This window comes from Pseudomonas sp. PS01270 (assembly GCF_029959775.1).
Lineage (GTDB): Bacteria > Pseudomonadota > Gammaproteobacteria > Pseudomonadales > Pseudomonadaceae > Aquipseudomonas > Aquipseudomonas atacamensis.
In genome coordinates, this window is sequence record NZ_JASCPT010000032.1 from 1 (window position 1) to 17078 (window position 17078).

Here is a 17078-nt window from a genome sequence, read left to right on the forward strand (position 1 = left end):
TTTGGGTGGGGGGGGGGGGGGGATTTTTCGGCCCCCGCCCCAGTCTTTTGTCCATCGCGGCGAACTACGCCATCTCGCCATTGGGCGAGAAGCGTTGCGCATACTCCTTCGGGCTTACGCCAATCCGCCGCACGAAGGCTTTTCTCAGGACATCCACGCTGTGGTAACCACTCCGACGCGCGACCTCTTCCATGGACCGTCCACCCAGTTCAATCGAGCGACAGGCAGCTTCTATTCGTACGTCCTCGACATACTTCGCCGGCGTGGTCTGCAACTCTCGTTGGAACAAGCGGATTAACGTCCTGACGCTGGTGGAGAACCTGTCCGCGAGTATTTCTACTGTCAGGTCCGAGTGCAGGTGCTCCGCAATCCACAGACACAACTCATCCAGATTGGAACCAGGAACATGCTGTGATTGAAGAGCAACGCTGAACTGCGCCTGCCCGCCAGGACGCCGCAGAAAGAGGACGAGATTTTTCGCGATCTCCATAGCCACTTCATCGCCCAAATCTTCGCTGACCAACGCAAGCGCAAGATCGATGCCGGCAGAAATACCGGCTGACGTGTATACGTTGCCGTCCTTGACCCAGATCGGATTAGGATCAACCTGCACCTGGGGGTAGCTATCGGCCAGGCTTCGCGCCATACGCCAATGAGTCGTCGCCCTGCGACCATCCAAAAGTCCTGTCTCAGCCAGAGCGAACGCCCCAACACAGATCGAACACACCCGCCGAACACTCGCGGACTTCGTTCTTATCCAATCAATAGCGGACTGGTCTACCTGCTCTCGAGCTTTCCAGCCCGACGTCACGATCAACGTGTCAATTGCTTCGTTGTCACTACGTTCTTGGTCAAGCGTCTTGTGTGCCATCAGCGCGATGCCCGTGCTGCTCTCCAGGTGCTCGTTGGCGCCTGCAGAGACCAGCTCGAGTAGATAGGGTGCGGTGTCACCGCGATGCAACCGATTAGCAAAGGCAAACACCTCAGCTGGGCCGGTCACATCGAGCGAGTCCACTGGAGGCAACCCCAAAATTACCACTCGCTTTTGCTTGGCACTGATAAGCGGATGGCTTGCTTTCGTTGACTTGCTCACGGCTATCTCCCCACACATACGAGATAAGCATATTGGCACAAAAAGACCGAAAATAGTCAATTACGCCAAGCAAAAATACCTAGACTGAATTTCGACCCGATTCAACGCTGAGGAAGCAATCATGAGTACACCAATCATCATCGGCGGCTTCAGTGCTCCAGACTCTGAACTCGCCCGTAAAGCGTCTGCCCTCGTCGAGCGCGTCCACACAAAGGCGCTTCTGCACCACGTGCACCGGACATGGTGGTTTGCCGAATTCCTGGGCCAACAACGTGGCATGAAATACGACCGTGAGACGGTTTACCTCGCCGCGCTTTTACACGATTTGGGACTGACAAACGAATTCTCTGCCGACCAACGCTTTGAAGTCGACGGCGCAGATGCCGCTAGCCGCTTCCTGCTTGAGAACGGTTATTCAAAGTCGAAAACTGAACTCGTGTGGGATGCAATCGCGCTTCACTCGAGTGCTGGCATCGCCGACCGCAAACAGCCGGAGATTGCCCTCATTTACCTCGGTGCCCATGTCGACGTTATGGGGCTGAACATTGAGCAGATCACGCCTTCGCTGATCGAAGATACGCTCGCGCTCTACCCTCGTATCGGGATGAAGGCCGCCTTTACCGAGGCAGTTGCCGAAGTCGCCCGGAAAAAACCTTTTACTGCCATCGGCACCGGGCTCGCTGACGTCGGACGTCGCCACATCCATGGATTCGATTGCCCGAACGTGTGCGACCTGATTGATAACGCCCCCTTCGACAGCTGACAAACGACGTTGCGCAGCAGCACGCTCTACGACACTTCAGTCTTGATAAGACCTGGCGCAGTGTCCTCCGCCGAGCAGCGTGCGTATCACCAACACCGGAGAATTTATCATGCAGCAACGTAAGTATCTCGTCACTGGGGCCACCGGAAAAACAGGCGTGCATACCATTCGCTATCTCCTCAACGGAGGGCACGCGGTTCGAGCTTTCGTTCACAAAAAAGACGGACGTAGCGAAGCACTAAAGAATGAGGGCGCCGAAATATTTGTTGGCGATCTCTTGGAGCATGACGACATCGTTCGGGCGATGGATGGGATCACAGGTGCTTATTTGTGTTACCCCGTTCGGCCAGGTTATATCCAGGCGACTGCCTACTTTGCAGATGCTGCTAAACGGGCAGGCGTCGAGGTCGTCGTGGAAATGTCGCAGATTTCTGCGCGTGAAGACTCGTTAAGCCTCGCAGCCCGCGACCATTGGATTGCCGAGCGGATTATCGACTGGTCTGGTGTGCCGACCGTCCATATCCGTCCGACGTTCTTTGCTGAATGGCTGATTTTCCCCTGGGTCCTTGATCAGATCGTTAAACAAGACAAGATCACGCTGCCATATGGTGGAGGAAGACACGCGCCGATTGCCGCTGAAGATCAAGCTCGATTTATCGCCACCGTTCTCACGCAGCCTTCTGGTCATATTGGAAAGACCTACCCACTTTATGGCCCGGTCGAACTGGACCACGAAGAGATTGCCGATGAAATAAGCAGCGTTATGGGCCGAACTATCACCTACAGCCCATCGACCATTGAAGAATATAGCGAGCACTTGGAGACCTATAACCTGCCGGACTTTTTGATCCAGCATTTCCTTGCCGTTGCTATCGACTACCAGAACGGAATTTTTGCCGGTGAAGATGGAGTGATTGGCCAGGTGACCGGGCAGCCTCCTCAAACAATAAGCGATTTTGTTCGTGCTAATAAAAAAGCGTTCGAGCCGTGAAGTTTTTTGGCGCATGCGTTGGGTGTTTGTTGTCTTCGCATGCGCCATTTTTAACTCCTGGAATGACGGTGTGCCGGCGTCCTCCGATTGGCTGCTAGCGTTACTTCACTTCCTGCAGCCAAACTCAATCAGGCAAGCGTGAATATATTCAATAAGGCTTTTTCCGACGAAAAATTTGTTAAACACAATTCTCCACAGAGGCACCTGCAATGAAAATCAGCGGCAATACTATATTTATTACAGGAGCAACTTCTGGCATTGGACGCGGGCTTGCCGAGGCCTTTCACAACAAAGGAAACAAGGTAATTATCGGCGGCCGCCGCAAGGCCCTGCTGGATGAAATCACCCAGGCCAATCTTGGTATGGATTCGGTAGAAATCGACGTGAGCAACCCGGCGCAGATCGCCAGCGTCGCGGCGGATCTCATCCATAAATACCCGAAACTTAATGTCGTCATCAATAACGCCGGCATCATGCCGTTTGACGATGTGACCGGCCCGCTTGACGACGCCCAAGCCACTTACCTGGTCGACACGAACCTGCTGGCACCGGTACGTATCAGTGGCGCGTTCATCGAACACCTGAAACGCCAGCCACTGGCGTACATCATCAATAATAGTTCCACGGCTGCTTTTATTCCGATGGCAATGTTCGCGCTCTATTCCGCGACCAAAGCCGCCATCCACTCTTATTCGCTTTCCCAACGCTTCGCGTTGCGCAACACCAGCGTGCACGTCCTGGAAATTGCGCCACCTTGGGTTGACACCGACCTCGTTTATAAAAGCGGTGACGAACGCGCCTTGCAACTGGAGCCCTTCATCGAGCAGACGATGGCGTTGCTAGAGACTGCGACAACCGAGGTCGTCGTTGATGCGGGCCGCCAACTGCGTAATAGCGCAGGCCCGGGCGAACACGATGTCGTGAACTATCTCAACCAAATGTTCATTGACCATCCACTTCCGAAACCTTGACCTCGGGTCGGCAGGCCATCAAGACATCGATGGCCTGCTGATTGCACCAACGTCAACATTCCACGCGGGAAATTTTACCTTGAGTCTTTTTAACGATTTCAAACTGGGCAACCTGGTTCTGAAGAACCGCTTTGTCATGGGCCCGATGACACGCTCCCGTGCTTTTCAAGACATCGCCACTGAACAAACGGCGCTGTACTACACCCAACGCGCCACAGCTGGCCTGATAGTTACCGAAGGTACGCCTATCTCGCGAGAGGGCCAGGGCTATCTGTTCAACCCAGGCATTTACACGCCAGAGCAAATTGCTGGCTGGAAACTCGCCACTGATTCGGTGCACAGCGTCGGCGGCAAAATTTTCGCCCAGTTGTGGCATGTGGGTCGCGTCTCCCACACCTCGCTTCAAATCGACGGCGCCGCCCCTGTCAGCGCAACCGGCAAGGCTGCAAATGGCGCTACGGCCTACGCCTACACCGAGAATGGTGAGCCAGGTTTTATGCCGACGTCCACGCCCCGTCCCTTGGCGACCGACGAAGTACGCCGCGTGGTCGACGATTTCGCCCAGGCCGCGGCCAATGCCATAGAGGCCGGCTTCGACGGTGTTGAGCTGCATGGCGCCAACGGCTATCTGCTCGAGCAGTTCCTCAACCCGCTGGTCAACGACCGCACCGATCATTACGGCGCGCAGAACCTGGAGAACCGCCTGCGTTTTGTTTTCGAAGTGGTGGACGCTGTGTGCGAGCGCATCGGCGCAGATCGTGTGGGCATCCGTATTTCGCCTTACGGCCAGTTGATGGACATGCCGCTCTACCCGGAAATCGACGAGACCTACATGGCCCTCTGCACAGGTCTGGGCAAACGAAATATTGCCTACGTGCACGTCATGGATCAAACACACTTTTTCCTGGCAGCCGAGAACTCGATAGCCCGCGAGGATGCACTGAAAGCACTCCTGCGCAGCTGCCGCAAAGGCCTGAACACGACCGCACTGATCCTGGCTGGAGACATGACACTGGAGCGCGCCCGCGAATTGGTCGAAGCCGATCTGATTGACCTGCCGGCGTTCGGCCAACCCTTTATCTCCAATCCCGACCTGGTGGCGCGACTGCAAAATGGCTGGCCGCTGACGCCGCCGGATCGCGGCACCTACTATCAGGGCGAAGCCGAAGGCTACATCGACTACCCGCCGTACGCGGGATAGGTTTGCCGCTTGGATGATTGAAATCCCCAGACCAGAGTGGGCGGTGAAAACCTACTCACTTTAGCTGGGGACATTGCGTATCGCGTTAATGGATAGGTGAGCCCAATGTCTGAACAAACCCTGGCTGTACACTCCCCTTACGATGGCACTGTCATTGGCAAAGTGGAAGTCTCTACCCTGGCAGATGTCGAGCAGGCGCTGGCCGTCGCGCATAGTATTTTCCGCGACCGTAACCAGTGGCTGTCAAAACCAAAGCGCATAGAAATCCTGCACCGCGCCGCCGAGTTAATCAGTGCGCGCAAGGTACAGATTGCGATCCAGGCCGCTAACGAAGGCGGCAAGCCGTTGAAGGACTCCATCACTGAAGTAGAGCGCGGCATCGACGGCATCCTCAACTGCATCGAAGTACTTCGCACTGAAGCCGGTCATGTTGTCCCCATGGGCTTAAACGCTACTTCCGCAAATCGTGTGGCGTTCACCCAATACGAACCTATCGGCGTGGTCGCCGCGGTCTCGGCGTTCAACCATCCCTTCAATTTGATTGTGCACCAGGTGATTCCGGCCATTGCTGTCAGCGCGCCAGTGATCGTAAAACCCGCAGCCAACACTCCGCTCAGTTGCCAGACCCTGCTCGATATTTTGGCTGAAGCTGGCCTGCCAAAAGGCTGGGCTCAAATGGTGCTGCCGACTGATAACGCTATTACCGGCAAGTTGGTTTCTGACCTGCGAGTAGGTTTCTTTAGCTTCATTGGGTCCGCCGCCGTCGGTTGGATGCTGCGTTCGACCCTTGCCCCTGGCACTCGTTGTGCACTGGAGCACGGCGGCGTGGCGCCGGTGATCGTCGCTGCCGACGCTGACCTTGACGACGCCCTGCCACGTATCGCCCGCGGTGGTTTCTGGCACGCTGGACAGGCATGTGTCAGCGTTCAACGTGTTTTCTGTCACCGCAGCATCGCCACACAGGTCGCGGTGCGTCTAGGCCATATAGGTAATGCTTTGATGGTCGGTGATCCAGCTAGCATCCATACCGACGTCGGTCCACTGATCGCCGAGCGCGAAGTTGAGCGAGTTGGCCAATGGGTCGATGAAGCCATAGCCGGTGGTGCACGTCTGATCTCAGGCGGTAGTTCGCTGAGTCACAACTGCTATGCGCCCACGGTGCTGTTAAATCCGCCGATCAACTCGAATGTGATGCAGAAAGAAGTGTTCGGGCCAGTCATCGCGGTGTACGCCTACGATGATCTGGCAGATGTAATTAAGTTGGCTAACGCCCTGCCATTTGCCTTTCAGGCCGCAGTGTTCACCCAAGATTTGGAAACCGCCATGCAGTGTTACCAGAACCTTGACGCCACTGCCGTCATGATCAATGAGAACACCCTGTTCCGAGTGGACTGGATGCCGTTCGCCGGAGCACGGTTGTCCGGTCATGGCGTAGGCGGGATCCCGCACACCATGAAGGAAATGCAAGTCGAGAAGATGATGGTCTGGCGCTCTCGGGCCGTACCCGGTTGAAAGCATGATGGTTGGCCAGACACGCTTCTGGCCGAGACTACCACCGCATAAACCGTCCATAGAAGCGAGGTACTCGCCATGAACCAAAGACTGAACAGAATCAAGGGGATTTTGGCTGCAGAAGCCAAGGCTATCAGCAGTGTTGAGATCGACGATCGTTATGACCAAGCCATTGAACTGATGAAAACCTGTGAGGGAAAACTGATCATCACTGGCATCGGCAAAGCGGGGTTTATCGCTAAGAAATTCGCGGCGACACTTTGTTCAACGGGAACCCCTGCCGTCTACATTCATCCCGCAGAGGCCGCTCATGGTGATCTCGGCGTCATCGAGGAAAACGACCTGGTTTTTGTGTTTTCTACCAGTGGCAAAACTCGAGAAGTCATCGAACTGATCAAGTTCAGCCGGCACCTTACTTCCGGGAAAGTGATCGCTATCACCTCTCATCCAGAAAGTGAGCTCAGGGACAACGCTGATCTGGTTCTCGATATGGGAATTATCGAAGAGCCTTGTTACTTAGGCCTGACTCCTAGCGCGAGCATCGCGGTCATGAGCGCGATTAGTGACGCGATTACGCTAACGCTGATGGAGGAAAAAGGAATCACGCGCCGCGATTATGGTATTCGCCATCATGGTGGTTACCTAGGCCATAAGGCCAGGCTGGACAATGAATAAAAACTTAAAGCGACCGTAACCAATGAATCGTAGCAATCTGTACGGTATCGATTTTAATTTGTTAGTCATTTTTGAAACGCTCTTTCACGAGCGAAGTATGGCTGGTACTGCAGAAAAGCTGTCGCTAAAACAACCGGCTGTCAATGCAGCGCTGAAGCGCTTACGAACTCTGCTTGACGACCCCTTGTTTGAGTACATTGGACGGAAGATGGAGCCCACAGCCAAGGCAATACGCGCGGCACATATGCTTACCCCTGCGTTGGATTCAGTCTGTACTGCAGTGAGTGCGATGAGCAACGTTAAGCCAATGATCAGCCCTGCTAAGTTTCACATCGGTATCAATCTTGACATTGCACCCGCTCCGCTCTTTACGTTGACCAAGAGAATCACGTCAGCGATGCCTAGTGTAGGGTTAGTCGTACGGTATACAAGTGCCGAACAAATGTCTGAGATGTTATTGTCTGGCGACATTTCAGTGGGGGTAGGCCACGCGCCCAATTTGGCGCCTGAACTACAGAAAACCGCACTCGGAAAAACTGCTATCTGTCTTGTTTGGCGCCGTGTAGATGAGTCTGATCCGGCCGAGGTCTGGCTTCGAAGTGAACTATTGAAATGTTTCAACGAGAAAACCTAAAACCCCATAGCCCTTACGAGATCAGAAAAGGAACGGATGGACAATGTCGATCTCAAGATCGATCACAGCACTGCACACGTTTATTCGCTCGTTCGCCATGATTGGCTGACCATCGGTAACATTGTCTTGTGGCGTGGGTGAAAGCACGACTCCTATTGTGTTTCAGCTAGTAGGAGCGCAATTTTCCGAGGACAGGCTACTGAATTTTAGCCACGTGTTTCAGCAAAGTACCGAATGGCATCGCCGTCGCCCCGACCTCGCATCCTGAGGCAGCGCGTGCCTAACCAAATCCCGCGCGAGGGAGTGTCTGATGAACGCTGTTATAGAGCTGTACGGCGCCCAAACCGGCAACAGCCTGAGGGCTGCAATCGCCTTGGAAGAAGCAGGTGTGCCGTACACGGCACGCCTATTGAATCTGCGGGCACATGAGCACCGCGACCCGGCGTACCTGGCGCTCAATCCCGCTGGAAAAGTCCCGACGCTGGTTGATAACACATCAGTACCGGCACGGATCATCAATCAATCAAACGCAATCATTCAATTCGCCGACGCTAGTGCTCCCGGCCGGCTAGCACCCGCACAACTTGGATCGGAACGTGATCGGGTTTTTGATCGGTATTTCTTTTTCGTGACTGACGTCATTGCGCCTAGCCACTCAGCTTTCTTCTTGCGCCAAACTGGACTTGACGATGCAGCGGCAAAGATCGAGCGGCTTGTCATCGAGCAACTGGTCTATTCGGAAAGTTTTCTTACCGACACCTTCATGGCTGGCGATCATTTCTCCATGGCGGATATCTCAGCGTTCACCATTGCTGCATCAGTACGTGACAAATTGAACTGGGCAACGCTGCCTCGCTTATCGCGGTGGTTCAATACAGTCGATGCTAGACCTGCCGTACAACGGGGAATAAGAGCTTTCGAGAATCCGTAGTCGCAATCTTGGGGAGCACTCCGACAACCAGCCTCTCGGCCCACGTGCAAATTCTAAATTTGGCAGGCTATCGCGGGGTTCGCAGCAGGATTGTCGCGCGAGATACTGCTGAGCTATCTGCCCGCGTTCTTTACAGGCTGCGTACTTTGCTTGATCGCTGCTATTGGCATATTGACGGTCAGACAGAAGGAAAAGAAGCTGCATTAGTCCAGAACGCGTGATGAATCATGCCTATGACTCCGAGGGAACTATAGGCTTGGACGGAGGCTGTCGTTCACGGAAGCAGAATGTGTGGAAGTTTAGGGTGACCGGTCGGAAGTCGTCCGGATCGACGTCGCCATAGACCCCAGCATATTGGCCGATGATTTTCTCGAGCCTGCTCGGTTCATGCCTCAGAAGGTAGGTTTGGGGGAATTGCTTGTCGGTGCTGGAGGCCGATATCAGCCGGACTCCGTCGGCTCGGTGCCTTTGCCTAAATGGTGGGAATACTCCATTGGGCTCAAACCAAAGCGGCGCGTAAATACCCTCCTAAGCACGTCGACGCTGTGGTAACCGTTTCGGCGACTGATGTCGTGCATCGATTTCTCGCCAAGCGCAAGCGAACGGCAGACCGCCTCCAGCCGGACGTTTTCGACGTATTTTGCAGGCGTGGTCTGCAATTCTCGCTGAAACATTCGTATCAACGTTCTGACGCTGGTTGAAACTCTGGCTGCCATTATCTCGACTGTGAGATCCATATGCAGATGCTCACTGATCCAGAGGCATAATTCGCTCAGACTTGAATTGTGCGCCTGCTGTGACTGAAGCGCGAAGCTAAATTGCGCCTGTCCGCCCGGACGATGCAAGTACAGAACCAAATTCTTCGCTATCTCCATGGCGAAGTCATTTCCAAGATCTTCACTTACCAGCGATAGCGCGAGGTCGATTCCGGACGATATGCCAGCCGACGTGTAGACATTGGCGTCTTTCACCCAAATGGGAGACGGATCGACCTGTACCTTGGGATAGCGCTCCGCCAAGCGTCGTGCCACGCTCCAATGAGTCGTCGCCCTGCGGCGGTCCAGAAGACCCGCGGCAGCCAACGCGAACGCCCCAACACATATAGAGCACACGCGCCGCACAGTCTTCGAGCGCGTTCGAAGCCACTCTATGGCTTCCTGGTCGATCTGTTCGAACGACCTGGATCCCATTGTCACAAGCAAGGTGTCAATGGGTTTGTTCGCACGCCGCTCTTGCTCGAGTGTGCTATGCCCTCTGAGTGCAATACCTGTTTCGCTCTCGAGGTGCACATCAGCAGCAGAGCTAACTAGTTCGAGTAAGTAAGGGGCAAGTCCACCGCGGTCCAGTTGATTCGCCCACGCGAATACTTCCGCTGGGCCGATCACGTCGAGCGCGTCTACCGGTGGCAAACCCAATATGACAATCCGCCTCTGCCTCACGTCTGCAGGCGGAGCGGCTGGTTTCGTCAATTTTTTCATTGGAGGTGGCCCCGTGCGTCCGGGCTTAGAGTGAACATTTGTGGCAGAAATAGTCTTGGATCTGTCACTTGTGCTCCGTCCGAACAGCATAGACTGAAATTCGCTGACCCTCGCATGCTTCGGCGAGCCTGCCATTCGTGAACTCGTAGATAGGCGCGGAGAACGGAAATGTTTGGCACTGGACACCTGTCACCACTCGAAAATTCCGAGGCAGTCGCAACAGCTATTCGCCAATTTATGCAACATCTGGGGACATAGCTCTAAGGAGATGCCTGAAGGGCTGTTCGCCCTATGACCGTCGCTTGTGGGCCAAGTGGACAGGCCGGTTGCTGCAGAGGCTTGTGGCATGAGTGGGAGTCAAGCGCACGAAAACGAACCTTAACCAATCGGGGTAAGACGGAACGAGCGAACCGAGCATTCGCTTTGCAGTGTCAGTGCTAACTATTTGTTTAGGAGGTAACGATGCGCTTCTTTCCGAAGGTAGTTGCTGCGCACAAGATTGATCCCGATAAGCGAGCGAGTGCAGTTGATTTCGTCAACCGAGTCAATTGGCTGTTCGAGACATGGGATCTCGAGGAAATGATCAGTTCATTTACTGCTGATGCGAAGGTCATTCATTTCAAGGGTGAAGTAAGCGGCGAATCCAACATCCGCCATTTTCTCACTGAGATCTATCCTTATCTGGTTCCAGGAATCAGTCGTTGCGGCTCGGGTCACATTGTTGATGAAGAGGAAAATGGACTCGTCGCAGTCCGATATCACAACCTTCTTGTACGCTACGCGGTACCGGAAGACGCTCCGAAAATGAGCGACGGCGAACTGACCGAGAGCGATTATCTACCGATGATCTGGATGTATTCGCCAATGCTTGATCGACTTCGCGAGACCGAAAACGGTTGGAGGATCGCCGAGCGCTACATCGGCGGCTCAACGACGAATCGCCGACTGACGCCGCCAGATATCTCCGCCGCTGCAATACGACCTTTCCTACCTGGTACTTAAGGAAAACCAAGAGCTGGCTGCTCGGGCTGGCCAGCACTGGACATCCCGAGCAAGGGCATTCGATCCTTCTGTTTCACTCCCCCCTGGAGTTTTGAATATGAAGATCAAGAATTCAGTCGTGTTCGTGACGGGAGCGAGTCGTGGGCTCGGCCTGGCATTTTCCCGCGAGGCACTCGCTCGCGGTGCTAAAAAGGTCTATGCAGGGATCCGCAATCCCGAAGACTTCGCCGAACCCGGCCTCGTTCCAGTCAAGCTCGACGTCACCGATCCAGAGTCCGTCATCGCGGCGGCAAGGATCGCATCCGATGTGACTCTGCTGGTGAACAATGCCGGGATTGCGGAGGTCACCGAGTCGCCGTTTTCCGAAGGCGCAGATGATCAAACGCGGCGAATCTTCGAAACGAATTTTTATGGCCTTATGCGAACGACTCGTGCGTTTCAGGCTTCCCTTCCCAGCAATGGCACGGGCGGCATCATAAATGTATTGTCCGATGTCACCTGGAGAAGCGTGCCAATACTTGCACCGTATTCAGCATCGAAGGCAGCGGCATGGAGCTATACCAACAACATCAGGGTGCATCTTAAAGAAAGAAGCATCCAGGTGGTCGGTTTGCATGTTGGCTTCGTGGATACCGACCTCACGAAGGATTTCGACGTGCCGAAGGCAAACCCGATGGACGTAGTCCGCCAAGCCTACGACGCCCTTGAGGCGGGCGAAAGTGAGGTTCTGGCGGATGAAGGTACTCGTGCATTGAAGCAAACGCTTTCGTCCAAGGTTCCAGCGTACATCGATCCTGAAATTCTCTAGTCGAGGGACGCATGAACTGAATCTCGCTCGCGATTCAGGCACTTTTCGATCAAATTCAGCTCATTAAAACTTTGAACCAGTCTCGCGCCATGTGCTGGTTGCACGTGCCGATAGTGAATGCTTCAGAAATGTCATTGAGGGCCCTGTCACCTAAGAGCATCAGAGGAATGAGGCACTGGGTGATTCGGAGACTCGATGGCTCAAGCTGAGCATCGTATAAGCGAGTGATCTGCCGACTCGCCTTCCTTATTGCGGAACAATTGCACTGATCGATACCTAGCGATTGGCTAGCCGGCAGCACCTCTATATTGACTCTCTGCTACTGATGATTGTTTAAGCATTTGCGTACTGGTTACGCATAGACATCTCGGTATTTTTCAATGAAAGCCTGCATGGACAGCGCGGGCGCGCCGGCACCCTTTCCACTACGTCATTCACAGCCGAGAAAACCCCCTCTTAGTAGTCCTGAGCGACTTCAACCAGATTCCGTACCAAGGCTGGCGGAAACTTGGAATCCTGCGTCAGGCCCGCTGTGCACCGGGGATCAAAAGCGTTCGAGAATCTATAACGCTGCCAGTTGAACTGTTGGACTCCGGGTTTTCTCCTGAGTAACGCATGGGTTTCGATCTTCGCAGCCGCCATCGACGAATGTGTTTCTTGAGATCGGCCGGTGGTGCTTGGCAGAGGCACGTGACCAGCAGTGAGAGTCGTGGGCCGCGTGTGGAGTGACGATTCGGTATGCCTAGAAGGCCAGAACAGATCCGCCTCAAAATTTGGCACAAATCATCCAGAAACAGTCAATTCTTACCTATGGAAAACACATAGAGTTGGTTTCGGCTGGTTCCCACTGGTGAATGCAAATATCCGGTATCCGTACCCTTCCCCAGCAGCGGCCGCCAGGGGAATCAGCCATACAGACCGACCTGTCGGGTTGGTTGAGAAGTGATCCAAATACGCTCACGGAGGAGGCTTTCGGGTCAGCCTAGCTCGGTGTGATACATCGCTTCACATGACGACAATAATTTAAATAAAACGCTCGCCATTGACCGTGACTAGGCTGGGTAGAAGTTCAAACCGAGGTAACGCGAGCGATGCCTTTTGCGGCAAGCACTCCGCTCAAAATCACCCGGTTGCGAAAAGAAGCAGCCAGTCCCGTCCGTAGCTGTATCGGGCGCAGGCTAGGAGCCGGCAGGCCGCTAGTTCTCCTGTTGTTCAGCGATGTTGAATACCTCGGTCGAATGAAGATTGACGAGTGATTCCTTGGAGCTTGAAACGCACGGTACGCGAGGCGAGAGCCGCTAAAAAGCTGTGGAACTCTTCGTTCGACAGCCCTCACTTTCTTGCAATCGTAGTGGCGATGAGTGCCACAAAAAAGGAGTACCTATGATTTCCGGATGGCTCTCGAGCGTTCTCGCCCGTCGTAACATTCACTACGGCTGGGCCATGATCGCGGTCACATTCCTAACCGCCCTGATCAGTGCTGCATCGGTAGGTGCTCCGGGTGTCTTCATCGTGCCGATGCAGATGGAGTTCGGCTGGAACACCGTGGAGATCTCCTCCGCCCTCTCGATCCGTTTCGTGCTCTTCGGGCTGATGGCTCCTTTTGCTGCTGCACTGATGAACCGATATGGCTTGCGCCATGTCACCCTCACTGCATTGACGATCATTGTGGTCAGCCTGCTGCTGTCGCTAGGAATGACGAAGGTTTGGCAACTCGTAGTCTTGTGGGGCGTCGCCGTCGGCATCGGTGCTGGCATGACCGCGTTGACGCTCAGCGCCACAGTCGCCTCGCGCTGGTTCAGTGCTCGTCGAGGCCTCGTCGTTGGCGTCCTCACCGCCAGTACGGCAACAGGACAGCTTATTTTTATGCCGATTCTCGCAAGCATCACCGACCAATGGGGGTGGCGTTGGGCTCTCGGCTTGATGTGCGTGATGTTGGTGATTGCCGCATTGGCGGTGCTGCTGGTAATGCGCGATCGTCCGAGTGACATGGGCTTGAGGCCCTACGGGGATGTCGGCACGGACCCGATCGCTGTACCGACATCAAGCAGTGCATCGATCATCGCCGCTTCAATCGGCGCCCTGCGCGACGCCGCAAAAACCAAGGTGTTCTGGATCCTGTTCGGAACATTCTTCATCTGTGGGGCGACAACCAACGGCCTGGTGCAAGTTCACTTGATCCCGATGTGCGGTGACTTTGGCATTTCGCAGGTGAAGGCTGCTGGCTTACTCGCCGCCATGGGCGTATTCGACCTTGTCGGTACCGTCGCGTCTGGCTGGCTGTCCGATCGCTTCGACAACCGCCACTTGCTGTTTTGGTACTACAGCCTTCGTGGTTTGTCGCTGATCGTGCTGCCTTTCACTGACTTCTCGATCTATGGCCTTTCATTGTTCGCTGTGTTTTACGGCCTTGACTGGATTGCGACCGTTCCTCCAACCGTGCGTCTTGCGGCCTCCCGTTTTGGTGCGGAGCGCGCGGGACTTGTGTTCGGGTGGATTTTTGCCGGGCATCAAATCGGTGCAGCCGCCGCTGCATTTGGGGCCGGTTGGTCACGGGTGACACTCCTGAGCTACCTGCCGGCGTTCTTCACAGGCGGCGCGCTTTGCCTGATTGCCGCGGTAGCCATCATGACCATCCGACAGCAGGAAAAGAAAGTCGCATCGACAGTCCAAGCTGCGAGTTGAGCAAAACGAGATAGGTCAATTCATGCGGTTGGTGGCTCCTTTCGCACCAACCGTTAGGGTTTCGAATTCTGAGGTTTTTCGTTAAATGCTTAGCTCAAGGAGGAGCACACACACTGAAATTCGGCAGCACATTCATCTTCAAATAGGCACCTGCACATGAATACGCTTTTAACTCGCCGCAACGTAATCGCAGGCATGGGTGTGCTCGGCCTGGGCATTCTCGCAAGCTTCAATAGCTCCGCTTCGACCTTTAAAAACGGCTGGGATTTGAGAGGTCAGGCTCGCGGACGTTCGTTCACCTTGAACGACACGAAAGGCAATCAAAAGACGCTGTCGAGCTATAAGGGCTCGGTCGCAATGATTTTTTTTGGTTTTACCCAATGCCCAGCCGTCTGCCCCATCACACTGTCCAAGGCGGCAAAAATCAAAAAACTTTTAGGTCCTGATGGCGACCGACTGAGGGTCGTCTTTATTACGTTAGATCCGGAACGCGATACGCCAGCCGTCCTGGACGCCTACGTAAAAACTTTCGATCCAACGTTTGAAGCACTGTATGGAAGCCTAGAAGCCACGGCGGCAACAGCTGCGGAGTTTGGCGTTATCTATGAAAAAGTCCCCCTCGGCGAGACCTACACCATTTCTCACACCGCGATGAGCTATGTCTATGACTCCAAGGGGACGCTGTGCCTTGGGTTGAGTCAGTCGCTCACGGAACAGGAATGCGCGGAAGATCTACTCACTGTCATGAAGGTCAGCTAATGAAATCTCAATCCAACAAAAAATCGCTCATCAAACCTCTGGGGCGAATCGCGCTACTTTTTTCTCTGTTGGGGATGGCCTGGCAAGCGAGCGCCCAGACCAAAATTGAAGACGCATGGATTCGGGCAACCGTGCCCGGGCAGCAATCGACCGGCGCGTTCTTAAAGGTCACGTCCAGTACGGACAGTAAACTGGTTAACGTCCAATCGCCGGCAGCAAAAATGGTCCAGATTCACCGAACGACCATGCAAAACGAAGTGATGCACATGGACCCCGTTGATTCGGTCGCTTTACCAGCTGGCAAAACCGTCGTCTTTGACCCAAGCGGCTACCACGTGATGTTCATAGGGTTATCCGCCCAAGTGAAAGACGGTGACAAAGTGCCTCTGACACTGATAGTGGAAGACGCTACCGGCAAGAAGGAATCAGTCAAGCTGGACGTCGATGCACGAGCACTGAACGCGTCTGACAGCGACGATATGAAGTAACCCCTCCCCCTCCCACTCGACGAAATTTGATCCTGGCAGTTAGGACGATTGCCAGGATCTGCGGCACAAAACCTTGTCATAAAGTAAAAACTGGACACTTACTGCGAATACTCAGCGTTAGTCGAAGCCCGTCTCACGCCCACGCCGCAGAGAGCGCTTTACGCCCCCCTTCAGCATCTAGGGCACAGTAGAGCAGCAACGCCAGCGAGTTTTCAGCAACAGCCCAAGGTTTTACTGCATCGATTAAGCGTTCTAACGCTACAGAAACGGCTGCACGATAAGTCAATGCGCGAGCTCCAAACCCTGTTAACCAGTTAAGAATGTCTAGGGGTAATCATGACCACACCACGAATCTCCGCCTGCGTGTTTGATGCCTACGGGACTCTTTTCGACGTACATTCGGCGGTCGCAAGACATGCCGATGAGCTGGGTCAGCACGCTCGCGAAATATCGATCCTATGGCGCACCAAGCAACTGGAGTATTCGTGGGTGCATACCCTGATGCGGCGCCATACAGATTTCTGGACGTTAACCGAGGCAGCACTCGACTATGCCCTGGCTTTTTACAATGTGAAAAATGAGCGGCTAAAACAGACGTTACTAACAAGCTACCTGACGCTGGACGCCTACGCTGAAGTCCCGGCGGCGTTGCACAGCCTTCGCGAAGCAGGCGTACGAACAGCGATCCTTTCGAATGGATCTCCCCGGATGCTGGAAAGCGCGGTTCGGTCTGCGGGTCTGGATAGTCTGCTTGATGAGTGCCTTTCCATTGAGCAGGTGCAAATCTACAAACCGGATCCGGCAGCCTATGAGATTGCGGTAGCAGCATTGAATGTGTCGTCGACCAAAGAGATCGCCTTTTTCTCATCCAACGCATGGGACGCCGTAGGGGCTCATGCGTTCGGTTTCCACGCGTTTTGGCTTAATCGATCCAGGCAGCCCGAGGAGTATGGGTTGTACGAGAAAGCAACGAAGCTCGAATCGTTGAACGGTGTAGCTTCATGTGTGACTGCACAGATCCGCTAACTGGCACGAAGGGGCCCCGGAGGAATCTGTCGGTGATCGTTGCGCCCGGGGTCGCCCTGGA

General features: G+C 54.5%; 16 protein-coding genes. 14 read left to right on the top strand and 2 right to left on the bottom strand.

Annotated elements, in window-relative coordinates; all coding sequences use genetic code 11:
- Positions 1-64 precede the first annotated feature (64 nt).
- Complete coding sequence (locus QMX86_RS12005) at positions 65-1093, bottom strand: helix-turn-helix domain-containing protein (protein WP_177325572.1); 1029 nt, start codon at positions 1091-1093, stop codon at positions 65-67.
- Positions 1094-1214: 121 nt separating this feature from the next.
- Between QMX86_RS12005 and QMX86_RS12010 the strand changes: the two genes are divergently transcribed.
- From QMX86_RS12010 to QMX86_RS12045, 8 genes are all read left to right on the top strand, one after another.
- On the top strand, positions 1215-1856 hold the full coding sequence (locus tag QMX86_RS12010; protein WP_008433942.1) for an HD domain-containing protein: 642 nt from the start codon (positions 1215-1217) through the stop codon (positions 1854-1856).
- A gap of 109 nt (positions 1857-1965) precedes the next feature.
- Positions 1966-2847 (top strand): NmrA family NAD(P)-binding protein, encoded by an 882-nt coding sequence (locus QMX86_RS12015; protein ID WP_008433939.1) that lies wholly within the window; start codon positions 1966-1968, stop codon positions 2845-2847.
- 209 nt (positions 2848-3056) lie between these two features.
- Complete coding sequence (locus QMX86_RS12020) at positions 3057-3818, top strand: SDR family NAD(P)-dependent oxidoreductase (RefSeq protein ID WP_008433938.1); 762 nt, start codon at positions 3057-3059, stop codon at positions 3816-3818.
- A 79-nt stretch (positions 3819-3897) separates the two neighbouring features.
- Positions 3898-5019: an alkene reductase gene (locus QMX86_RS12025; protein ID WP_008433936.1), complete on the top strand. Its 1122-nt coding sequence runs from the start codon at positions 3898-3900 to the stop codon at positions 5017-5019.
- Positions 5020-5124: 105 nt separating this feature from the next.
- Complete coding sequence (locus QMX86_RS12030) at positions 5125-6531, top strand: aldehyde dehydrogenase family protein (protein ID WP_008433934.1); 1407 nt, start codon at positions 5125-5127, stop codon at positions 6529-6531.
- A gap of 78 nt (positions 6532-6609) precedes the next feature.
- On the top strand, positions 6610-7206 hold the full coding sequence (locus QMX86_RS12035; protein WP_008433932.1) for an SIS domain-containing protein: 597 nt from the start codon (positions 6610-6612) through the stop codon (positions 7204-7206).
- 22 nt (positions 7207-7228) lie between these two features.
- Positions 7229-7840 carry a LysR family transcriptional regulator gene (locus tag QMX86_RS12040; protein WP_008433931.1) on the top strand — a complete coding sequence of 204 codons (612 nt, stop codon included), beginning with the start codon at positions 7229-7231 and terminating at the stop codon, positions 7838-7840.
- 310 nt (positions 7841-8150) lie between these two features.
- Positions 8151-8771 carry a glutathione S-transferase family protein gene (locus QMX86_RS12045; protein ID WP_008433929.1) on the top strand — a complete coding sequence of 207 codons (621 nt, stop codon included), beginning with the start codon at positions 8151-8153 and terminating at the stop codon, positions 8769-8771.
- Positions 8772-9211: 440 nt separating this feature from the next.
- Here QMX86_RS12045 and QMX86_RS12050 read toward each other — a convergent pair whose 3' ends face one another.
- Entirely contained in the window at positions 9212-10249 is a 1038-nt protein-coding gene (locus tag QMX86_RS12050) for a helix-turn-helix domain-containing protein (protein WP_008433927.1), read from the bottom strand.
- Positions 10250-10711: 462 nt separating this feature from the next.
- Between QMX86_RS12050 and QMX86_RS12055 the strand changes: the two genes are divergently transcribed.
- From QMX86_RS12055 to QMX86_RS12080, 6 genes are all read left to right on the top strand, one after another.
- Positions 10712-11251, top strand: coding sequence for a hypothetical protein (locus tag QMX86_RS12055; protein ID WP_008433925.1), 540 nt, complete (start codon positions 10712-10714; stop codon positions 11249-11251).
- A gap of 97 nt (positions 11252-11348) precedes the next feature.
- Positions 11349-12059, top strand: a complete 711-nt coding sequence (locus QMX86_RS12060) for an SDR family oxidoreductase (protein WP_008433922.1) — start codon at positions 11349-11351, stop codon at positions 12057-12059.
- A 1383-nt stretch (positions 12060-13442) separates the two neighbouring features.
- Positions 13443-14744, top strand: coding sequence for an MFS transporter (locus tag QMX86_RS12065; RefSeq protein WP_008433919.1), 1302 nt, complete (start codon positions 13443-13445; stop codon positions 14742-14744).
- 156 nt (positions 14745-14900) lie between these two features.
- Positions 14901-15503 carry an SCO family protein gene (locus tag QMX86_RS12070; RefSeq protein ID WP_008433916.1) on the top strand — a complete coding sequence of 201 codons (603 nt, stop codon included), beginning with the start codon at positions 14901-14903 and terminating at the stop codon, positions 15501-15503.
- Positions 15503-15991 carry a copper chaperone PCu(A)C gene (locus tag QMX86_RS12075; RefSeq protein WP_008433915.1) on the top strand — a complete coding sequence of 163 codons (489 nt, stop codon included), beginning with the start codon at positions 15503-15505 and terminating at the stop codon, positions 15989-15991. Before QMX86_RS12070 ends, QMX86_RS12075 begins: the two co-directional genes overlap by 1 nt.
- Positions 15992-16327: 336 nt before the next feature.
- The gene (locus tag QMX86_RS12080; RefSeq protein WP_008433912.1) at positions 16328-17017 is read left to right on the top strand and encodes a haloacid dehalogenase type II; all 690 of its coding nucleotides are present in this window, start codon (positions 16328-16330) and stop codon (positions 17015-17017) included.
- The last annotated feature ends 61 nt before the right edge of the window (positions 17018-17078 follow it).